General features: G+C 70.7%; 16 protein-coding genes and 4 tRNA genes. 9 read left to right on the plus strand and 11 right to left on the minus strand.

The genetic code is table 11. The features are described 5' to 3' along the window. Positions 1 to 37: 37 nt before the first annotated feature. The 5 genes from AB0O21_RS19165 to AB0O21_RS19185 all read right to left on the minus strand — a co-directional run bounded on the left by AB0O21_RS19165 (position 38) and on the right by AB0O21_RS19185 (position 4,481). On the minus strand, positions 38 to 2,356 hold the full coding sequence (locus AB0O21_RS19165) for a DEAD/DEAH box helicase (RefSeq protein ID WP_365172319.1): 2,319 nt from the start codon (positions 2,354 to 2,356) through the stop codon (positions 38 to 40). 261 nt (positions 2,357 to 2,617) lie between these two features. After that, on the minus strand, positions 2,618 to 3,181 hold the full coding sequence (locus AB0O21_RS19170; RefSeq protein ID WP_365172320.1) for a hypothetical protein: 564 nt from the start codon (positions 3,179 to 3,181) through the stop codon (positions 2,618 to 2,620). A 93-nt stretch (positions 3,182 to 3,274) separates the two neighbouring features. After that, complete coding sequence (crcB, locus tag AB0O21_RS19175) at positions 3,275 to 3,649, minus strand: fluoride efflux transporter CrcB (RefSeq protein WP_365172321.1); 375 nt, start codon at positions 3,647 to 3,649, stop codon at positions 3,275 to 3,277. Next, positions 3,646 to 4,134: a CrcB family protein gene (locus AB0O21_RS19180; protein WP_365172322.1), complete on the minus strand. Its 489-nt coding sequence runs from the start codon at positions 4,132 to 4,134 to the stop codon at positions 3,646 to 3,648. Before AB0O21_RS19180 ends, crcB begins: the two co-directional genes overlap by 4 nt. Beyond that, positions 4,131 to 4,481 carry a metallopeptidase family protein gene (locus AB0O21_RS19185; RefSeq protein ID WP_365172323.1) on the minus strand — a complete coding sequence of 117 codons (351 nt, stop codon included), beginning with the start codon at positions 4,479 to 4,481 and terminating at the stop codon, positions 4,131 to 4,133. The genes AB0O21_RS19180 and AB0O21_RS19185 overlap by 4 nt, the downstream gene beginning before the upstream one ends. A 103-nt stretch (positions 4,482 to 4,584) precedes the next feature. Between AB0O21_RS19185 and AB0O21_RS19190 the strand changes: the two genes are divergently transcribed. The 3 genes from AB0O21_RS19190 (at position 4,585) to AB0O21_RS19200 (ending at position 4,865) form a co-directional block, all read left to right on the plus strand. After that, a tRNA-Glu gene (locus AB0O21_RS19190) sits at positions 4,585 to 4,657 on the plus strand. A 38-nt stretch (positions 4,658 to 4,695) separates the two neighbouring features. Further along, positions 4,696 to 4,769 (plus strand) — tRNA-Asp (locus AB0O21_RS19195). Positions 4,770 to 4,791: 22 nt separating this feature from the next. Next, positions 4,792 to 4,865: transfer RNA gene (locus tag AB0O21_RS19200), tRNA-Phe, on the plus strand. A 37-nt stretch (positions 4,866 to 4,902) separates the two neighbouring features. Here AB0O21_RS19200 and AB0O21_RS19205 read toward each other — a convergent pair. After that, complete coding sequence (locus AB0O21_RS19205; RefSeq protein ID WP_365172324.1) at positions 4,903 to 5,715, minus strand: cytochrome c biogenesis CcdA family protein; 813 nt, start codon at positions 5,713 to 5,715, stop codon at positions 4,903 to 4,905. Beyond that, positions 5,712 to 6,431, minus strand: coding sequence for a thioredoxin domain-containing protein (locus AB0O21_RS19210; protein ID WP_365172325.1), 720 nt, complete (start codon positions 6,429 to 6,431; stop codon positions 5,712 to 5,714). The genes AB0O21_RS19205 and AB0O21_RS19210 overlap by 4 nt, the downstream gene beginning before the upstream one ends. A gap of 447 nt (positions 6,432 to 6,878) precedes the next feature. Between AB0O21_RS19210 and hrpA the strand changes: the two genes are divergently transcribed. Together hrpA and AB0O21_RS19220 are read left to right on the plus strand one after the other, a co-directional pair. Further along, on the plus strand, positions 6,879 to 10,814 hold the full coding sequence (gene hrpA, locus AB0O21_RS19215) for an ATP-dependent RNA helicase HrpA (protein ID WP_365172326.1): 3,936 nt from the start codon (positions 6,879 to 6,881) through the stop codon (positions 10,812 to 10,814). A gap of 83 nt (positions 10,815 to 10,897) precedes the next feature. Beyond that, positions 10,898 to 10,971 (plus strand) — tRNA-Asp (locus AB0O21_RS19220). 627 nt (positions 10,972 to 11,598) lie between these two features. Here the strand turns inward: AB0O21_RS19220 and bldC are convergent. Both bldC and AB0O21_RS19230 read right to left on the minus strand, forming a co-directional pair. Further along, entirely contained in the window at positions 11,599 to 11,805 is a 207-nt protein-coding gene (bldC, locus tag AB0O21_RS19225) for a developmental transcriptional regulator BldC (protein WP_003949541.1), read from the minus strand. Positions 11,806 to 12,372: 567 nt separating this feature from the next. Continuing rightward, positions 12,373 to 13,233, minus strand: a complete 861-nt coding sequence (locus tag AB0O21_RS19230) for a hypothetical protein (RefSeq protein WP_365172327.1) — start codon at positions 13,231 to 13,233, stop codon at positions 12,373 to 12,375. A 185-nt stretch (positions 13,234 to 13,418) separates the two neighbouring features. Between AB0O21_RS19230 and AB0O21_RS19235 the strand changes: the two genes are divergently transcribed. Then, positions 13,419 to 14,528, plus strand: a complete 1,110-nt coding sequence (locus tag AB0O21_RS19235; protein ID WP_365172328.1) for a Glu/Leu/Phe/Val dehydrogenase dimerization domain-containing protein — start codon at positions 13,419 to 13,421, stop codon at positions 14,526 to 14,528. Positions 14,529 to 14,817: 289 nt separating this feature from the next. Further along, entirely contained in the window at positions 14,818 to 15,081 is a 264-nt protein-coding gene (locus AB0O21_RS19240) for a DUF3073 domain-containing protein (protein WP_365172329.1), read from the plus strand. 78 nt (positions 15,082 to 15,159) lie between these two features. On the opposite strand, the gene purM is transcribed toward AB0O21_RS19240, so the two are convergent. Then, positions 15,160 to 16,230 (minus strand): phosphoribosylformylglycinamidine cyclo-ligase, encoded by a 1,071-nt coding sequence (purM, locus tag AB0O21_RS19245; RefSeq protein WP_365172330.1) that lies wholly within the window; start codon positions 16,228 to 16,230, stop codon positions 15,160 to 15,162. A 103-nt stretch (positions 16,231 to 16,333) separates the two neighbouring features. Then, positions 16,334 to 17,851, minus strand: coding sequence for an amidophosphoribosyltransferase (gene purF, locus AB0O21_RS19250; RefSeq protein WP_365172331.1), 1,518 nt, complete (start codon positions 17,849 to 17,851; stop codon positions 16,334 to 16,336). Between the two features lie 158 nt (positions 17,852 to 18,009). On the opposite strand from purF, the gene AB0O21_RS19255 reads away from it, so the two are divergent. Continuing rightward, positions 18,010 to 18,099: a putative leader peptide gene (locus AB0O21_RS19255; protein ID WP_365172332.1), complete on the plus strand. Its 90-nt coding sequence runs from the start codon at positions 18,010 to 18,012 to the stop codon at positions 18,097 to 18,099. A gap of 208 nt (positions 18,100 to 18,307) precedes the next feature. Beyond that, a complete protein-coding gene (locus AB0O21_RS19260; protein ID WP_365172333.1) occupies positions 18,308 to 19,729 on the plus strand; it encodes a sulfatase-like hydrolase/transferase in 1,422 nt (473 codons plus the stop codon). Position 19,730: the final 1 nt, after the last annotated feature.

Consider the following 19,730-nt stretch of genomic DNA (forward strand, 5'->3'; position numbering starts at 1 on the left):
GTAGGGGCCCTGTCAGGCGATCAGATCAGGCCGACCGTCAGCCGTTGCGCTTCCAGCGCGGCTTGTCGTCGCGGCGGCCGCCGAAGGAGCCGGTGGAACCGGAACCCGAGGGGCGGTGGTCGTCGCGGCGGCCGTACGGACGGTCGCCGGCACCGCCGGAGCGGAAGCCACCGGACGGACGGTCGTCACGACGGTCGCGGTTGAACGGGCGGTCGCCGCCACCGGAGCGGAAGCCGCCGGAGGACTGGCGGTCGTCACGGTTGTAACTACCGGAGGACGGGCGCTCGTCGCGGCGGAAGCCGCCACGGTCGCCACCGCGGTCGTCACGGTTGAAGCCACCGGACGGGCGGTCGTCGCGACGGAAGCCGCCCGAGGAGGGACGGTCGTCGCGGCGGAAGCCACCGGAGGACGGGCGGTCGTCGCGGCGGAAGCCACCGGAGGACGGGCGGTCGTCGCGGCGGAAGCCGCCACGGTCGCCACCGCGGTCGTCACGGTTGAAGCCGCCCGACGGGCGGTCGTCACGGCGGAAGCCGCCGGAGGACGGACGGTCGTCGCGGCGGAAGCCGCCACGGTCGCCACCGCGGTCACCGCGGTCGTCACGGCGGAAGCCGCCACGGTCACCGCCGCGGTCGCCGCGGTCGTCGCGGCGGAAGCCGCCACGGTCACCGCCGCGGTCGCCACCGCGGTTGTCGCGGCGCTCGAAGTTGCCGCGGTCGTCGCGCTGGGCGCGGTTCTCCTCGCGGCGCTCCTGGGCGGCGATCTCGGCGGCAGCGGCGGCGGCAGCGGCCGCGACCTCGGCCTCGGCGGCCTCGGCCACCTCGGCGACAGCGGCCTCCGGGTCCTCGCCGCGCTCACGGGCGGAGCGGGCGACGAGGCGGTCGGCCTCCTCGCGCAGCTCCACGGCACGGCGCGACAGGCGCTCGAGCTGCTTGGTGAGCTCGGCGACCTCGCGCTCGGCCTGCTTGGCGGCGTTGTTCGCGGAGTCGGCCTGGACCTCGGTCAGCGAACGGGCACCGGTGATCTCGGCGACCTCCGGCTCGAAGGCGCCGGCGCCCTGGACGATGTGGCGCGAGGCGTCGACGCCCGCGTCCTCCATCAGGCGGAAGATCTGGCGGCGCTGGTGCGGCAGGGCCAGGGAGACCACGACGCCGGACTTGCCGGCGCGGGCGGTACGGCCCGAGCGGTGCAGGTAGTCCTTGTGGTCGCCGGCCGGGTCCACGTTCAGGACCAGGTCGATGCCGTCGACGTGGATGCCGCGGGCGGCGACGTCGGTGGCGACGAGCGCGTTGACGTAGCCGTCCTTGAAGTCCGCGAGGACGCGGGTACGGGCGCCCTGCGTCATACCGCCGTGCAGCGCGTCGGCCTTCACGCCGGCCTCGACGAGCTGCTCGGCGATGCGGTCGGCGCCCAGCTGGGTGCGGACGAAGATGATGGTGCGGCCCTTGCGGGCGGCGATGGCGGCCGTGACCGGCGCCTTGTCCTTCGGCTTCACGACGAGGACGTGGTGCGTCATGGTCGTGACGTTGCCCTGCGCACTGTCGACCTCGTGCGTGACGGGGTTGGACAGGTAGCGCTTGACCAGGGTGCCGATCTCGTTCTCCATCGTGGCGGAGAAGAGCATGCGCTGGCCGCCGACCGGAACCTGGTCGAGCAGCTCGGTGACCTCGGGCAGGAAGCCCAGGTCGGCCATCTGGTCGGCCTCGTCGAGGACGGCGACCTCGACGTTCTCCAGGGAGCAGGCGCCGCGGTTGATGATGTCGCGCAGACGGCCGGGGGTGGCGACGAGGACGTCGACACCGCGCTCCAGGGCGTAGATCTGGTTGCCCATGGAGGTACCGCCGCAGACGACCTTCATCTTCAGGCCGAGCACGTCGCCGTAGGGCTGGAGGGCGTCCGCGACCTGCATCGCGAGCTCACGGGTCGGCGTGAGGATGATCGCGCGGGGCTTCTTCTTCTCGGTGAAGCCGCCGGCCAGGCGCGCCAGGGTCGGCAGACCGAAGGAGAGGGTCTTGCCGGAGCCGGTGCGGCCGCGGCCGAGGATGTCCTTGCCGGCCAGGGCGTCCGGGATGGTCGCGGCCTGGATCGGGAAGGGGGTGGTGACGCCGTTCTGCGCGAGCTTGCGCACGACGCCCTCGGGCAGACCGAGGTCCGCGAAGGTGATCGTGGGCTCGGCGTCGGCGTCGTCGGCTTCGGCCTCGTCGTCCGCGTAAGCGTCGGCGGCGGCGTTGTCGGCCTCGTCGTCGATGGACTGGTCGGTCGTCACGTCGGCCTCAAGCGCCTCGATGATCTCGTCGGTGACGAGCTCGTTCGAGTCGTTCTCGGGCATGACGGCGTGGTCAGAACTGGAAATGGACATGCGAAATGCGAAACCTTCCGGAGTCTCGGCACGCGCCCAAACTCCGTGAATCGCAAATCGACCGCCTCAATGCGGTCAGCCACGGCTAGGGAGAGTACGCGCCACACGGCGCTCTTCGGATTCGGCGCCGGGCAATGGGATCAAACGATCTATAACCATACGCACCCTCCCCGGGGTCTGGCAAGTCGCCCCAGGGAAATCACCTCTGACCTGCGACGATGCCCGACGCCTCGGGGAGGGGCGGGCGCGGCCGCCCCCGCTCTAGGCCTGCGGCGCCGGGCCGGGCTGGCCGCTGGGCTCCGGCGACGGGGTGGTCGGAGTCGGAGTGGGTTCCGTCACAGGCGGGGTCGTGGCCGGCGGCTGCGGTGTCGGGCTGGCCGACTGCTGCCCGCCGCCCGTGCCCGCCGAACCCCCCGACCCGCCGGAGCCGCCCGAGGCGCCGGAGCCACCCGTTCCGCCCGTCGGCGGCTCCTGGGGACCCTGGCCGCCCGCACCGCCGCCCGCACCGGCCGACGGCGCGGGCACCCCCGGCTGCCCGCTCGGCGCACCCGGGCTGGGCGAGGCCCCGGTCGCGCCGGAGGCCTTGCCGCCGGCTTCGGCCTTGCCGTCCTGGTTCCCCGTACCGCCCTTGGAGCCGTGCCCGCTGCCGTGCACCCCGGCCCCCTTCCCGGAAGAGGAACCTCCGGCCGGGGCGCCGCCCCGGCGGTCCGCCGAGGAGGAGGGCCCTGGCTTCGCCTCGTCCTGACCGACGCTCATGCAGCCCGCCGCGGCCGCGACCGCGAGCGCGGTGACGGCCAGTCGGAGGGGAGCGGACAACTGGCGCACGGGGCACCTCCGGAACCTGAGAGTGGGTCCGCTAGCGGCGTCCACTAGCGGGTCAATGTGCCCAACTCCCTTTGCCCCGTATGGGACACGCCCTCAGGCGAACAGCTGCCGGGCCACCTGCGACCCGAGGTGCACGGCGCCCAGCCCGACCAGCACCGACGCCGCGACGTTCGCGGCGGCCAGGAACTTCCAGCCGCGCTCGACGAGCCGCAAGGTCTCGTAGGAGAACGTCGAGTACGTGCTCAGCGCTCCGCACAGCCCGGTCCCCAGCAGCAGCACCAGCCCAGAGGAGGCCGCTCCGGCCAGCGCCGCCCCGGCCAGCACCCCCAGCACCAGGCAGCCGGCCGCGTTCACCACGAAGGTCCCCCACGGGAACACCGAATCGTGGCGCGCCTGCACCGCCCGGTCCGTCAGATAGCGCAGCGGCGCACCGACGGCCGCCCCGGCCACCACGAGTAGCCAGTTCACCGCGCCGGCACCTGGCGCGCCCGCCCCCGGACCGCGCGCCGCGTCACCACGGCCGCCGCCCACACCACGCCCAGCGCCGCCACCACCGTGAGCCCGGCGTACGCCAGCGCGGTACCGGCCTCGCCCTCGTCCAGGAGCCGCGAGAAGTCCAGCGCGTAACTGGAGAAGGTGGTGAAGCCGCCCAGCACCCCGACCCCGGCGAACGGCCGCACCAGCGGGTGCGCGGACCGCCCGCCCTCACTGATCAGCACCATCAGCACGCCGATGAGCGCGCACCCGGCCGCGTTGATGCCCAGCGTCGCCCACGGGAAGTCCCCCGGCCCGGCAGGCCACAGCAGGGAGATCCCGTACCGCGCCGAAGCCCCCACGGCCCCGCCCGCCGCCACCGCCGCGAGCACCCGGCCCTGCGGTTCGGCGCGCTGCGCCGGCACGTGGAGGTCGACGTCCGGGTCGATCGCCTCGGCGCCGGGGACCGGTCGGGTCACCCGTACCCCAGGGCGTGCAGCCGTTCGTCGTCGATCCCGAAGTGGTGGGCGATCTCGTGGACCACGGTGACCTCCGTCTCCGCCACCACGCTCTCCCGGTCCTCGCACATCCGCAACGTGGGGTTCCGGTAGATCGTGATCCGGTCCGGCAGCACCCCGGCGTACCACTCGCCGCGGTCCGTCAGCGGGGTCCCCTCGTACAGCCCGAGCAGCTCGGGGTCGTGGGCCGGCGGCTCGTCCTCGACGAACACCGCCACGTTGTCCATCAGCCGCGTCAGCTCCGGCGGAATGCGGTCCAGGGCCTCTGCGACGAGCTCTTCGAACTCCTCGCGCGTCATCTCCAGCACCGGGCCATTGTCCCTCCGGGGGAAACCGTTTTGGCGATAGCTCCCCGGATCCCATATGCTTCTCACGTCCCCGACGCGCTGGAAAGTGCCCGGTGGGTCTTTAGCCCTCATCGTCTAGTGGCCCAGGACGCCGCCCTTTCAAGGCGGTAGCACGGGTTCGAATCCCGTTGGGGGTACGCATTACCGTGTGCGAGACTTGTCTCGCACATTGCAAGGTCCTGTGGAGCAGTTGGTTAGCTCGCCACCCTGTCAAGGTGGAGGTCGCGGGTTCAAGTCCCGTCAGGATCGCTGGAACCGGAAACGGTTCCCTGGTCGGGTAGCTCAGTTGGTACGAGCGATCGCCTGAAAAGCGATAGGTCGCCGGTTCGACCCCGGCCCCGACCACGTGAAGAAGCCCCGTCCTCGGACGGGGCTTCTTGCGTTACTCCCGCCGCCCCCGCACCAGCGGGAAGACCGCCGCCCCGGCCACGACCAGCCCGAGCACCGCCCAGTCCGGGACCGCGTCCGCCACCGACCGCACCCACGCCTCCACCGCGTACGAGTCGTCCACGTCCAGCAGCCCGGGCAGAGCGCTCGCCCCGTCGTAGACGAGGAACAGCGCGCCCAGGGTGACGAAGAACAGCCCGGACAGCAGCGAGGTGGTGTGCAGCTCGAAGCGGCCCACGGCGAAGGCCCGGCCGCGCAGCCAGCGCCGCTTGCCGAGCTCGAACCGCTCCCAGAGCAGGGCCAGCGCGAAGAGCGGCACGGCCATCCCCAGCGCGTAGACGGCCAGCAGCAGGCCGCCGTAGACGGGGCTGCCGCTGACCGCCGCCACAGTCAGGACACTGCCCAGGATCGGGCCGGCGCAGAACCCGGCCAGCCCGTAGACCGCCCCCAGCGCGTACACGGACAGGGCGGTGGTCGGCCGGATCCGTCCGGACAGCTCCGAGATCCGCCTCGGCGCGAAGCCCAGGCCGAGGATCTGCGCCAGCCCGAGCCCGATGATCAGCCAGCCCCCGGCGAGAACGAGGGCCTCGCGGTTGCCGTGGAAGAACCGTCCGGCGTACGAACCGGCCGCCCCCAGCGGTACGAGGGTGCTCGCGAGTCCCGCGTAGAAGATCCCGGTACGGGCCAGCAGGCGCGAGGTGGAATCGATCGAGTACGCGAAGAAGGCGGGCAGTAGCAGTGCACTGCACGGGCTGAGCAGGGCGAGGAGGCCGCCGAGCAGCGCGGCCAGGTATCCGATGCCGGTCACTGCTTCGCCGCGGCCTTGGCCTGGGCGATGGCGGCCTCGAAGGCGTCGAGCGGCTGGGCTCCCGCGATCGGCCTGCCGCCCACCAGGAAGGACGGAGTGGAGGTGACGCCGATGCGGTAGCCCTCGTCCTGGTCCCTCTTCAGGGCCGCCGCGGCCTGCTCCCCGGCCGAGTCCGCCTTGAACCGCTCCAGATCGGGGACCCCGGCCTCGCGGGCCAGCTCCAGCAGCCGCTCCGCGCCGAAGCCCTTCTCCTTCGCCCCCTCGGCGTACGCGGCCGCGTGGAACTGCTGGAACCGGTCCTGCTGACCCGCCGCCCAGGCGGCCTTGGCGGCGGCCTCGGACTCCGCGCCGAAGATCGGGAAGTTCCGCCACTCGATGCGGAGGGTGCCGTCCTCCACGTACTTCTTCACCAGTGCGGGCTCGGTGTCGCGGGCGAACTTCGCGCAGTAGCCGCACTTGAAGTCGGAGTACTCGATCAGCACGACGGGCGCGTCGGCACGGCCCACGGCGAGCGCGTCGCCGGCCTCGCGGCGTGCGAGCGCCTTCAGCTGCGCGGTGGCGGAGTCGGTCCGGGGCGCGGCGGACGCGCCGGCCCCGCGGGCCCCCTTCTCCGCGGGGGCGGTGGCCTGCCAGGACACGAGCCCGAAGGCGACGGCGGCGAGGGCGACCCCGGCGGGGATCAGGAAGGGCCGGACGGATTTCCTGGCGGAAGTCATACGGGTGCGTGCTCCAGAACTACGGATACGGGTGTACGGCGGATTGTGACGGGCGGCCCCGCCGGGGTCGGGTGTGCGGCGGGGTGCCCCCGCAGGGCTCCGAACTGGGCCACCCCGCACCCTCCGACCCCTGGAAACGTTCGGAGCCCGAGGAGGCGCCCCGGCGCGCGGCCGGCCCCGGCGGACCCCGTGCGCGGGCCGGGCGGGGCCGCTGCGCGGAGCCTTCCCCCACCCCGCCCCTTCCCGAAACTGTGGGCTCCGCCCCCAGCCGGCGGGGCGGGAAGGCCCCGGCAACCCCGGCAGGGACCGCACGGCGCGGCGCGACCTGCTCGGCATGCGTGGGGCCTCTCACGGAAGGGGGGCGGGGGACTCGTCCCGAAATGGTACGGGTGCGCCCGACAAATGCGTTCGCCACCCGGAGGGGCCAGGTGAGATCCTCGATCAGGTATGTCTACTTCCTTCGCCGCCCTGCAGACGCTTCTCGGTGAGATCTCCCTCCGCGACGCGCACCGCCTCGGCCGCCGCCTAGAAGGCGCCCGCCGTATCCGCAAGCCCGAGGCCAAGCAGGCCGTGCTCGACGAGATCGCCGCGGAGGCCGCGAAGGCCGCCGAGCGACTGGCCGGCCGCGCCTCGCGGATGCCGGAGGTCACGTATCCCGAGAACCTGCCCGTCAGCCAGAAGAAGGACGAGATCGCCGAGGCGATACGCGACCACCAGGTCGTGATCGTCGCGGGCGAGACCGGCTCCGGCAAGACCACGCAGATCCCCAAGATCTGCATGGAGCTGGGCCGCGGCGTCCGGGGCATGATCGGGCACACCCAGCCCCGCCGGATCGCGGCCCGCACGGTCGCGGAGCGCATCGCCGAGGAGCTGAAGTCCGAGATCGGCCAGACGGTCGGCTGGAAGGTCCGGTTCACCGACCAGGTGGACCAGGACGCGACCTTCGTGAAGCTGATGACCGACGGCATCCTGCTCGCCGAGATCCAGACGGACCGCGAGCTGCGCGCGTACGACACGATCATCATCGACGAGGCCCACGAGCGGTCGCTGAACATCGACTTCCTGCTCGGCTACCTGGCCACGCTGCTCCCGAAGCGCCCCGACCTCAAGGTCGTCATCACCTCGGCGACCATCGACCCCGAGCGCTTCTCCCGGCACTTCGGCGACGCCCCGATCGTCGAGGTCAGCGGGCGGACGTACCCGGTCGAGGTCCGCTACCGGCCGCTGCTCGAAGAGGACAGCGAGGAGAGCGACCGGGACCAGATCACCGCGATCTGCGACGCGGTCGACGAGCTCCAGGCCGAGGGCCCGGGCGACATCCTCGTCTTCCTCTCCGGCGAGCGCGAGATCCGCGACACCGCGGACGCCCTCATCAAGAAGAACCTGCGCTTCACGGAGGTGCTCCCCCTCTACGCGCGCCTCTCGCACGCCGAGCAGCACCGGGTCTTCCAACAGCACACCGGCCGCCGGATCGTCCTCGCGACCAACGTCGCCGAGACCTCCCTCACCGTCCCGGGCATCAAGTACGTGATCGACCCGGGCAACGCCCGGATCTCCCGCTACAGCCACCGCACGAAGGTGCAGCGCCTGCCCATCGAGCGGATCTCGCAGGCCAGCGCCAACCAGCGCAAGGGCCGCTGCGGCCGTACCAGCGACGGCATCTGCATCCGGCTCTTCTCCGAGGACGACTTCAACGCGCGCCCGGAGTTCACGGACGCTGAGATCCTGCGCACGAACCTGGCCTCCGTCATCCTCCAGATGACCGCGGCCGGCCTCGGCGAGATCGAGAAGTTCCCCTTCATCGACCCGCCGGACCACCGCAACATCCGCGACGGCGTCCAGCTCCTCCAGGAGCTCGGGGCCCTGGATCCCTCCGAGAAGGATCCGAAGAAGCGGCTCACCCAGATGGGCCGCCAGCTCTCCCAGCTTCCCGTGGACCCGCGCCTGGCCCGCATGGTCGTCGAGGCCGACAAGAACAACTGCGTCCGCGAGGTCATGGTCATCGCGGCGGCCCTGTCCATCCAGGACCCGCGCGAGCGGCCCTCGGACAAGCAGACCCAGGCCGACCAGAACCACGCCCGGTTCAAGGACGAGACCAGCGACTTCCTCTCGTTCCTCAACATGTGGCGTTACATCCGCGAGCAGCAGAAGGAGCGCGGCTCGTCCTCGTTCCGCCGGATGTGCAAGCAGGAGTACCTGAACTTCCTGCGGATCCGCGAGTGGCAGGACATCTACTCCCAGCTGCGCACGGTCGCCAAGACCATGGGCATCCACGTCAACGAGGCCGACGCCCCCGAGACGAGCATCCACATCTCGCTGCTGGCCGGTCTGCTCTCGCACATCGGGCTCAAGGACACCGACAAGAACGAGTACCTGGGCGCCCGGTCGGCCAAGTTCGCGATCTTCCCCGGCTCGTCGCTGTTCAAGAAGCAGCCGAAGTTCCTGATGTCGGCGGAGCTGGTGGAGACCTCGCGGCTGTGGGCCCGGGTGAACGCCAAGGTGGAGCCCGAGTGGGTGGAGCCCCTCGCGCAGCACCTGATCAAGCGCACCTACAGCGAGCCGCACTGGGAGAAGGACCAGGCGGCCGTGATGGCGTACGAGAAGGTCACGCTGTACGGCGTGCCGATCGTCGCCCAACGGAAGATCAACTACGGCCGGATCGATCCCGAGGTCTCGCGCGAGCTGTTCATCCGCAACGCGCTGGTCGAGGGCGACTGGCGGACCCACCACAAGTTCTACGCCGACAACCGCAAGCTCCTCACCGAGGTGGAGGAGCTGGAGAACCGGGCCCGGCGCCGCGACATCGTGGTGGACGACGAGACCCTCTTCGACTTCTACGACCAGAAGATCCCCGACCACGTGGTGTCGGGGGCGCACTTCGACTCCTGGTGGAAGCACAAGAAGCGGGACGAGCCCGAACTGCTCGACTTCGAGCGGGAGATGCTGCTCACCGAGAAGGCGGCCGGGGTCACCAAGGCCGACTACCCGGACTCCTGGCGGCAGGGGCAGCTCAAGTTCCGGGTGACCTACCAGTTCGAGCCGGGCGCGGACGCGGACGGCGTGACCGTCCACATCCCGCTCCAGGTGCTGAACCAGGTCACCGACGAGGGCTTCGACTGGCAGATCCCGGGCCTGCGGGAGGAGGTCGTCACCGAGCTGATCCGCTCGCTGCCGAAGCCGATCCGCCGGCACTACGTGCCCGCGCCGAACTTCGCGACCCGATTCCTGGACACCGCGGTGCCGCTGCAGGAGCCGCTGCCGGTGACCCTGGCGCGCGAGCTCCAGCGGATGGTCGGGGTGCCCGTCTCCGCCGAGGACTTCGACCTCTCCCGGATCCCGGACCACCTGAAGATCACCTTCCGGATCGTCGACGAGCGCCGCAAGAACCTCGCCGAGGACAAGGACCTGGAGGCGCTGCGCCTGCGCCTGAAGCCCAAGGCCCGCCAGGCCCTCTCCAAGGCCGCCGCGGCCACCGCCGAGCGGGCGGGCGGGGAGTCGGTGGAGCGGACCGGGCTGACCGACTGGACGATCGGCACGCTGACGAAGGTGTTCGAGACCCGGCGGGCGGGGCAGCCGGTGAAGGCGTACCCGGCGCTGGTGGACGAGGGCTCGGCGGTCTCCGTACGGCTCTTCGACACGGAGGCCGAGCAGCAGCAGGCGATGTGGCTGGGCACGCGCCGGCTCATCCTGCTGAACATCCCGGTGAACCCGGCGAAGTTCGCCTCGGACCACCTGACGAACCAGCAGAAGCTGGCCCTCTCGAGGAACCCGCACGGCTCCATCCAGGCGCTGTTCGACGACTGCGCCACCGCCGCGACCGACAAGCTGATCGCCGACCACGGCGGCCCGGCCTGGGACGAGGCGGGCTTCCGGAAGCTCTACGAGGCGGTCCGCGCCGACCTGGTGGACACCACCGTGCGCACGGTGAGCCAGGTCCAGCAGGTGCTGGCCGCCTGGCAGGCGTGCGAGCGGCGGCTGAAGTCCACGAGCAGCCTCGCCCTGGTGGCCAACATCCAGGACGTGAAGACGCAGCTGGCGGCGCTCATGCCGGCCGGCTTCGTGACGCTCACCGGGCTGCGCAGGCTGCCGGACCTGATGCGCTACCTGGTGGCGGCGGACCGGCGGCTCCAGCAGATGCCCACGGGCGTCCAGCGCGACACCACGCGCATGGAGAAGGTCCACGAGATGCAGGACGAGTACGCCTGGCTGCTGGAGCAGCTGCCGAAGGGGCGGCCGGTACCGGCCTCGGTCACGGACATCCGCTGGATGATCGAGGAACTGCGCGTGAGTTACTTCGCGCACGCGCTCGGGACGGCGTACCCGGTCTCCGACAAGCGCATCGTGAAGGCGGTGGACGCGGCGGCCCCGCCGTCGGCCCGGTGACCCGGCCGGTGAGCGGGTTCGACCGCACCCCCTGAGCTGCTGTACAGTCTGTTTCGCAGCCACGCCAATCGGCTGCGAATCAAGGTCCTGTGGAGCAGTTGGTTAGCTCGCCACCCTGTCAAGGTGGAGGTCGCGGGTTCAAGTCCCGTCAGGATCGCAACAACGTCAGGGCCCGTATCCCCCCAGGGGATGCGGGCCCTGACGCGTTGACGGGCACGACCGCCCGTACGCCCCGTACGCCCTTGCCGCCACCCAGGAGCCTCCCGGCCCGCCCTTGGGACCCGTAGTGGGCCCTGGGGGCCCCGCAGTCGGCCGGACAGACCCGTGGGGGCCCGTGGAGGCACCCGGCGCCCTGGAGCCGCCGGACCGGCCGGGGTACCCGCCGAGAATCCCTCGTTCGCATGAAGCGCTCCGCGGCGCACGTCCCCTTACGGGGTGCATTGCCGGAAATACAAGAGTGATCATCTGTGACGGGAGTCACCGTACGAGTTTTTGAGACTCGCACTTTTATCGCACCCCTACGCCCGCTCGATTTAATATGTGCAATGGCACCCACCCGCCGGCGCCCCTCGCATCAGCCTGATTCCACCCTGACCTGGGCATAAAAAGATCGCGCTGGACCCGGCGGAGTCCAGCGCGATCGAACGACCTGATCCTGTTGGGGCAGGACCCGTCGTATGAAGCAATGTGGGTTTCATCGGATTGGGGGACCCGAGAAAGACCCTCCCCCGGCTACTGCCGGGAGTGCCCCCTAAGCGGGGTACTGCGTGGTGCTGCTTAAAGCTCAGGCCTCGCTGCGCTGCTGCGGAATTCCCGCAAGCAGGGCGCGAACTTCGGCCTCGCGGTAACGGCGGTGTCCACCCAGGGTGCGGATGGACGTGAGCTTGCCAGCCTTGGCCCAGCGGGTCACCGTCTTCGGGTCCACGCGGAACATCGTGGCGACCTCAGCCGGGGTCAGCAGCGGCTCGGCATCAGGGGTGCGAGCGGTCATGAGCGGCCTCCTCGGGAGAACCGAACCATCTCGGTTCTTTCCTCTAAATTCTGCACCTTGGCCCGCGTTGCCCGAAATGGACATACGCGGGCCGAGTCGGTTATAGGACGAACGGCTTGTCCTCGGCACTACAACTACACCATCTGTCCAGCCGCGACGGCCAAACCGACGGAATTGCCCTCCGAGGTGTTCATCAGCGGCGGAAGCCGATGGACCGACCCATAACGGACAGTCACCCCACTGTGACGATCAGTCACAGCACAATCAGGAGTCGTCAGACCCCCCGTAGAGCGCAATGCCGAGCATTCCGCCCTTAGTTGGGCGGAAGGAACCCTCCCCGGACTCCTTGTCCTATTTTGGCACGAGGGTAGGGGAAGGGCGCAAGGGTGTAGTTAGTGCGGTCCGTCACGCTTGGGCCAATGGCCCGTATCGGGACGTAGGTCCTGGCACTACGTCCCGAATGCCACGATCAGGCCCCTGATCTGCGGGTTGTGGCCGATCGACCGATACGCGGCGGTACGTACGGACCCTCTGGAGCGTGAAAACCGCGCGGACCCCCCGGAAGGACTAATTCGCGAACAGTCTCTCCCGGACCGCCCTCCAGCGGTCCGCCAACACTTCATAAGCGTCGGCAGCCCCTCTGGTGTCACCCGCCCGCAGCGCCGCGACCCCCGCCGCCAGCTCCCCCGCGGACCGGTCGGCCGCCAGCCGGTCCGCCGGCAGGGCGTGCAGCAGTCCGCCGTAGTCCAGTTCGACCATCGACTTCGGGTGGAACTCCTCCAGCCAGCTCCCGACCTCCACCAGGCCGTCGGCGAGCGGCCCGTAGCCCTCGCCCTCCGCCTCCCGCAGCGTCCGCAGCGCCCGCGCGAGCCGGCGCCGCGCCTGCACCATCGGCGTCCGGTAGCGCAGCAGCTCGCCCGGCAGGTACTCCCGCTCCTCGTCGGCCACCAGCACGAACCAGCGCAGCGGGACCTGCCACACCCCGGTGCGGATCCACGGCCGTGCGTCCGGGTTCCGCTCGCGCCAGCGCTCGTACTCCTCGGCGGCCTTCCGGCGGGCCGCCGGCGGCAGCGCCGCGTCGAGCACCGGGAGCGGGAACCACTCGACCAGCTCCTGGAGCGCCAGCCAGCCGCGCAGCCTGGTCCGCCAGGGGCAGACGAGCAGCACCCCGTCGACCACCGCCGTGAACGCGTCCGCGCTCTCGTGGGCCGGCACCCCCACCACGGGCACCCGCACCAATTCGGTGAGCGACCGGCGCAGTTCGTCCTGCGCGGTCGGGGCCACCCCGCGCCGGGCGTAGTCCGCCCAGTGCGCGCGCTCCGCCTCGGGGAAGGCGTCGAGGGGCTCGTAGACGCGCAGGTAGGAGGCGTACGGAACGGTCGGCGCGGGGCGCACGGAGGGCAGCGCGGGATCGGGGGTTTCGCTCACGCTGTGGTCCTCCCCCCGGCGGCCCCGGCGTACTCCGGGCGGCCCCTCGTACGCTGGAAGAGGTCCGATCTCTGGACAGGTCACCTCCGCGTGCCCCGCAGGTCTTACGCTGCTCCCAGCACGCCCTCCCCCACCCGCAGGGCGGGCGTGAAATCCGCCGCATCTCTTCCATGGGAGTCACCACCGTGACCGAAATGACCGACGGCGTCCTGCACACCCTGTTCCGCACGGAGCAGGGCGGACACGAGCAAGTCGTGCTGTGCCAGGACCGCGCCACCGGCCTCAAGGCCGTCATCGCCATCCACTCCACCGCCCTGGGCCCGGCCCTCGGCGGTACGCGCTTCCACGCGTACGCCTCCGACGAGGAGGCCGTCATGGACGCGCTCAACCTCTCGCGCGGCATGTCGTACAAGAACGCCCTCGCCGGTCTCGACCTGGGCGGCGGCAAGGCCGTGATCATCGGCGATCCTGACGTCCTGAAGTCCGAGGAACTGCTGCTGGCCTACGGCCGGTTCGTGGAGTCCCTCGGCGGCCGCTACGTGACGGCCTGCGACGTCGGCACCTTCGTGGCCGACATGGACGTCGTGGCCCGCGAGACCCGCTGGGCGACCGGCCGGTCCCCCGAGAACGGCGGCGCGGGCGACTCCTCGGTGCTCACCGCCTTCGGCGTCTTCCAGGGCATGCGCGCCAGCGCCCAGCACGTGTGGGGCGACCCGACCCTGCGCGGCCGCAAGGTGGGCGTCGCCGGCGTCGGCAAGGTCGGCCACTACCTGGTCGAGCACCTCCTGGAGGACGGCGCCGAGGTCGTGATCACCGACGTGCGCGAGGAGTCCGTGCAGCGGATCCTCGACAAGCACAGCACCGGCAAGTACGCGGGCAAGGTCACCGCCGTCGCCGACACCGACGCGCTGATCCGCGTCGAGGGCCTGGAGATCTACGCCCCCTGCGCACTGGGCGGCGCCCTGAACGACGACACCGTGCCGGCCCTCACCGCCAAGATCGTCTGCGGTGCGGCCAACAACCAGCTCGCCCACCCCGGCATCGAGAAGGACCTCGAAGACCGCGGGATCCTCTACGCCCCGGACTACGTGGTCAACGCGGGCGGCGTGATCCAGGTCGCCGACGAGCTGGTCGGCTTCGACTTCGACCGCTGCAAGGCCAAGGCCACGAAGATCTTCGACACCACCCTGGAGATCTTTGCTCGCGCGAAGTCGGACGGCATCCCGCCGGCCGCCGCGGCCGACCGGATCGCCGAGCAGCGGATGGCCGACGCCCGCGCCGCCCGCGCGGTCTGACCCTTCCCGGCACACTTCGGCGCGCCCGCCGGGGTGCGGGGAGACAGAACTCACTGCACTTCGGCGGGTCGCGGGCCAGGAAAGCGTTAAAATCGCGGTTGACCAGCGAGGACGGGGCGCCTTGTTGGTTCTGCACCGGGGCGCGTCATGCGGGCGGCGTACCGTATGGCCGCGGAAGCAGGTACCGTTAAACCCCTACGGACGGTCTCTCCACGGAGAGCCCGCTCCGAACCATGAACGCGTGTCAGACTCTGGGGCCGTCGAGCCCCGTCACCGAGGGGGTCGAGCCATGGGGCGCGGCCGGGCCAAGGCCAAGCAGACAAAGGTCGCCCGCCAGCTGAAGTACAACAGCGGCGGGACTGACCTCTCGCGTCTGGCCAATGAGCTGGGCGCATCGCCGACAGAGCCGCTGCCTATCAGCGAGCCGGTCGAAGTCGATGACGATCTGGACGACGACGACCCGTACGCCAAGTACGCGGATCTGTACAACAGCGATGACGACGAGGACGAGGACGAAGAGTCCGGTCCGTCGGCACAGCGTCGCGGCGCTTGACGCTCCAGGGCGTCTGCACCAAGAGCAAAGACCGAAACCCGGTCCCGGGCATTGCCCAGGGCCGGGTTTCGGTGCTGCTCAGCTCGCGTAGGAACCGGTGAGGGTCGCACCCTCGGTACGGTCGCCGCGGTCCAGGATCTCTCCGGCGACCCAGGCGTCGACGCCCCGGTCGGCCAGCGCGGTCAGCGCCACCTCGACCGACTCCTGCGGAACGACGGCCATCATGCCGACGCCCATGTTCAGGGTCTTCTCCAGCTCCAGCTGCTCCACCTGACCGGCCTTGCCGACCAGGTCGAAGATCGCGCCGGGGGCCCAGGTCGTGCGGTCGACCGCGGCGTGCAGGTGGTCCGGGATCACCCGGGCCAGGTTCGCCGCGAGGCCGCCGCCCGTGATGTGCGAGAAGGCGTGGACCTCGGCCGTACGGGTGAGGGCCAGGCAGTCCAGCGAGTAGATCTTGGTCGGCTCGAGGAGTTCCTCGCCGAGGGTCCGGCCGAGCTCCGCGATCTCCTGCTCCAGGGACATCCCGGCCCGGTCGAAGAGGACGTGCCGGACGAGCGAGTACCCGTTCGAGTGAAGGCCGGACGAAGCCATGGCGATGACGGCGTCCCCCGTACGGATGCGATCCGCGCCCAGCAGCCGGTCGTACTCCACGACTCCGGTGCCGGCGCCCGCCACGTCGAAGTCGTCGGGGCCGAGCAGGCCCGGGTGCTCGGCGGTCTCGCCGCCGACCAGAGCGGTTCCGGCGAGGACGCAGCCCTCGGCGATGCCCTTGACGATGGCCGCGACACGCTCGGGGTGGACCTTGCCGACGCAGATGTAGTCGGTCATGAAGAGCGGCTCGGCGCCGCAGACCACGATGTCGTCCATGACCATCGCGACGAGGTCGTGGCCGATGGTGTCGTACACGCCCATCTGGCGGGCGATGTCGACCTTGGTGCCGACCCCGTCGGTGGCGGAGGCGAGCAGCGGGCGCTCGTAGCGCTTGAGGGCGGAGGCGTCGAAGAGGCCGGCGAAGCCGCCGAGGCCGCCGAGGACCTCGGGGCGCTGCGTCTTCTTCACCCACTCCTTCATCAGCTCGACGGCGCGGTCTCCCGCTTCGATGTCCACGCCTGCGGCCGCGTAGCTGGCACCGGTGGTCTTCTCTGTCATGACAGGAGAGAGCTTTCGTGTCGTTTGCTGCATGTGGTGCCGGGCCCTGGGAGAAGCTTCAAAAGGCAGGGCCCGGCGCAGGTTGAGCGGGGGAAGCCGCGGACTACGGGCGGCGGAGCGCGTCGGCGGCGTCCGTGCCGCCGGCCAGCTCGTTCTCCAGGAGCTGCTTGCCCAGGAGCTGCGGGTCGGGCAGCTCCATCGGGTACTCGCCGTCGAAGCAGGCACGGCAGAGGTTGGGCTTCTGGATGGTCGTCGCCTCGATCATCGCGTCGAGCGAGATGTAGGAGAGCGAGTCCGCGCCGAGCGACGTGGCGATCTCGTCGACCGTCATGCCGTTGGCGATCAGCTCGGCCCGGGTGGCGAAGTCGATGCCGAAGAAGCACGGCCACTTCACCGGCGGCGAGGAGATCCGGATGTGGACCTCGGCCGCGCCGGCCTCGCGGAGCATCTTCACGAGGGCGCGCTGGGTGTTGCCGCGGACGATCGAGTCGTCGACGACCACCAGGCGCTTGCCCCGGATGACTTCCTTGAGGGGGTTGAGCTTGAGGCGGATGCCGAGCTGGCGGATCGTCTGCGAGGGCTGGATGAAGGTCCGGCCGACGTAGGCGTTCTTGACCAGGCCGGAGCCGTACGGAATCCCGCTGGCCTCGGCGTATCCGACGGCGGCGGGCGTGCCCGACTCCGGCGTCGCTATCACCAGGTCGGCGTCGACCGGGGCTTCCTTGGCCAGGCGCCGGCCCATCTCGACGCGCGAGAGGTAGACGTTCCGGCCGGCGATGTCGGTGTCCGGGCGCGCCAGGTAGACGTACTCGAACACACAGCCCTTGGGCTTCGCTTCCGCGAATCGGGAGGTCCGCAGACCGTTCTCGTCGATCGCGATGAGCTCGCCCGGCTCGACCTCGCGGACGAAGCTGGCGCCGCAGATGTCGAGGGCGGCGGTCTCACTCGCGACCACCCAGCCGCGCTCCAGGCGGCCGAGGACCAGCGGGCGGATGCCCTGCGGGTCACGGGCGGTGTAGAGGGTCCCCTCGTCCATGAAGACGAGCGAGAAGGCGCCCTTGACCTGAGGCAGGACCTTGGCGGCCGACTCCTCGATGGTCAGGGGCTTGCCCTCGTCGTCGGTCTGGCCGGCGAGGAGGGCGGTCACGAGGTCGGTGTCATTGGTGGCGGCCACCTGGGTGGCACGGCCGTCCTGACGGGGGAGGTCGGCGACCATCTCGGCGAGCTCGGCGGTGTTCACCAAGTTGCCGTTGTGACCCAGGGCGATGGAGCCGTGGGCGGTCGCACGGAAGGTGGGCTGAGCGTTCTCCCAGACGGAGGCTCCGGTGGTCGAGTAGCGGGCGTGACCGACCGCGATATGACCTTGGAGCGAGCCGAGGGAGGTTTCGTCGAAGACCTGGGAAACAAGTCCCATGTCCTTGAAGACGAGGATCTGGGAACCGTTGCTCACAGCGATTCCCGCGGACTCTTGTCCGCGGTGCTGCAATGCATACAGTCCGAAGTAGGTGAGCTTGGCGACCTCTTCACCCGGAGCCCAGACACCGAAGACGCCGCAAGCGTCCTGGGGGCCTTTTTCGCCGGGGAGCAGGTCGTGGTTGAGTCGTCCATCACCACGAGGCACGCCTCCGAGTGTAGGCGAGATCGACCACTGGTCCGAATTCGCGGCGGCCGGGAAATCTCACAGCACAGAGGGTGACGGTGCGCTCCGCTTTGGGTGGTGTCTCGGCATCCGGATGCTTTGTTGACAGCTACAAGGGTGCTCGTACAGGCTCTCGACCCATGCAGCCTCTCGGTGACCGTTCCGTCACCCTCGTAGAGCGCCGCCACGTCGACCTGGTCCGTGTAGCGAGCGCCATCTGTCGCGCGTAGCCATGCGGCGCGACGCAACGACCCTCGGCTGAGCACTTCCCCTTCCTGACCCCCAACGGTCAACCGGGCCATGCCCCGACGCCTGCGCCGCGCCGACTCCGCTGCCTTCCTCCCCCTGCTTTCTGCCTTTCGCTGCCGTCTGCCGCCGACTCCGTGCGCCGCTCCGCGCCCCCGTCGGCCGGCGGCACCGCCATGCCTTGGAGTACCTGTGTCTTCGTACGAGAACAAGCTGTCCCGGCGTGCCTTCGGCGGCGCCGTCGGAGTGACCGCGGCGACCGCCGCGGTGGGGCTGGGCGCGGCCCCCGCCGCCGCCGCGGACCGGGACGCCGGCCCCCAGGAGCGGGAGTTCCGGGCCGCGCGGGGGCGGCAGTCGAAGCGGCCGAACGTCCTGTTCATCCTCGGGGACGACCTTGGCTGGGCCGACCTGTCCTCGTACGGGTCACCGCACATCGAGACCCCGAACCTGGACCGCCTCGCCCGGCAGGGCGTCCGCTTCACCGACGCCTACTCCGGGTCCGCGACCTGCTCGCCGACCCGGTTCAGCCTCTACACGGGCCGCTACCCGGGCCGCACCAAGGGCGGGCTGGCCGAGCCGATCGCCGACAAGTCGGTGGGCCTGGAGCCGACGCACCCGACGCTGGCCTCGCTGCTGAAGGAGTCCGGCTACGCCACCGCGCTGATCGGCAAGTGGCATGCGGGCTACCTGCCGGACTACAGCCCCACCCGGTCCGGCTGGGACGAGTTCTTCGGGAACTTCGGCGGGGCGCTGGAGTACTACTCCAAGCTCGGCCTGGGCGGCGAGTACGACCTCTACGAGGGCGACGCCGAGTACAAGGACCTGCGCTACTACACGCGGATCATCACGGAGCGGGCCAGCGAGTACGTCTCCCGCGACCACGGCGGCAAGCCGTGGCTGCTCAACCTCAACTTCACCACCCCCCACTGGCCGTGGATCGCCGACGGGGACACCGAGGCGAGCGCCGAGATCGTCCGGCGGATCAAGGCGGGCGAGGGCCGCGCCCTGTGGCACCAGGACGGCGGCTCGGTCGAGAAGTACAAGGAGATGGTCGAGGACCTGGACCGGTCCATCGGCGAGGTGCTGCGCGCCCTCGACCGCTCCGGCCAGGCCCGCGACACGATCGTGGTGTTCTCCAGCGACAACGGCGGCGAGCGCTTCTCCTACAACTGGCCCCTCTCCGGCAACAAGGCCTCGCTCCAGGAGGGCGGGATCAGGGTGCCGAACATCGTGCGATGGCCCGCGCGCCTGGACGGCGGGCAGGTCAGCAGCGTCCCGGTGTTCAGCCCCGACTGGACGGCGACCCTGCTGGAACTGGCCGGGACCCGCCCGCACCGGGCGTACCCGCTCGACGGGGTGAGCCTGGCCGGGTACCTGCTGCGCGGCGAGAAGGTCGCCGAGCGGAACCTGTTCTGGCGGGTGCGCGGGGAGCGGGCGCTGCGCCGCGGCGACTGGAAGTACTACCGCGGCAAGTCGGGCCGGGACCAGCTGTTCAACCTGGCCGCCGACGTCCGCGAACAGGCCGACAAGGCCGCACTGGAGCCGGCCCGGCTGGCCGAACTGCGGGCGGCCTGGGAGGGCGTGAACGCGGGGCTGCTGCCGTACCCGGCCTGAC

It is taken from the genome of Streptomyces sp. NPDC091371 (assembly GCF_040684275.1).
Lineage (GTDB): Bacteria > Actinomycetota > Actinomycetes > Streptomycetales > Streptomycetaceae > Streptomyces.

Bases quoted from the DNA above. Each gene is read 5' to 3' on its own strand.
- AB0O21_RS19165 (WP_365172319.1), bottom strand. From the start codon at position 2,356: ATGTCCATTTCCAGTTCTGACCACGCCGTCATGCCCGAGAACGACTCG.
- AB0O21_RS19210 (WP_365172325.1), bottom strand. From the start codon at position 6,431: ATGACTTCCGCCAGGAAATCCGTCCGGCCCTTCCTGATCCCCGCCGGG.
- hrpA (WP_365172326.1), top strand. From the start codon at position 6,879: ATGTCTACTTCCTTCGCCGCCCTGCAGACGCTTCTCGGTGAGATCTCC.
- bldC (WP_003949541.1), bottom strand. From the start codon at position 11,805: ATGACCGCTCGCACCCCTGATGCCGAGCCGCTGCTGACCCCGGCTGAG.
- AB0O21_RS19240 (WP_365172329.1), top strand. From the start codon at position 14,818: ATGGGGCGCGGCCGGGCCAAGGCCAAGCAGACAAAGGTCGCCCGCCAG.
- purM (WP_365172330.1), bottom strand. From the start codon at position 16,230: ATGACAGAGAAGACCACCGGTGCCAGCTACGCGGCCGCAGGCGTGGAC.
- AB0O21_RS19255 (WP_365172332.1), top strand. From the start codon at position 18,010: ATGCAGCCTCTCGGTGACCGTTCCGTCACCCTCGTAGAGCGCCGCCAC.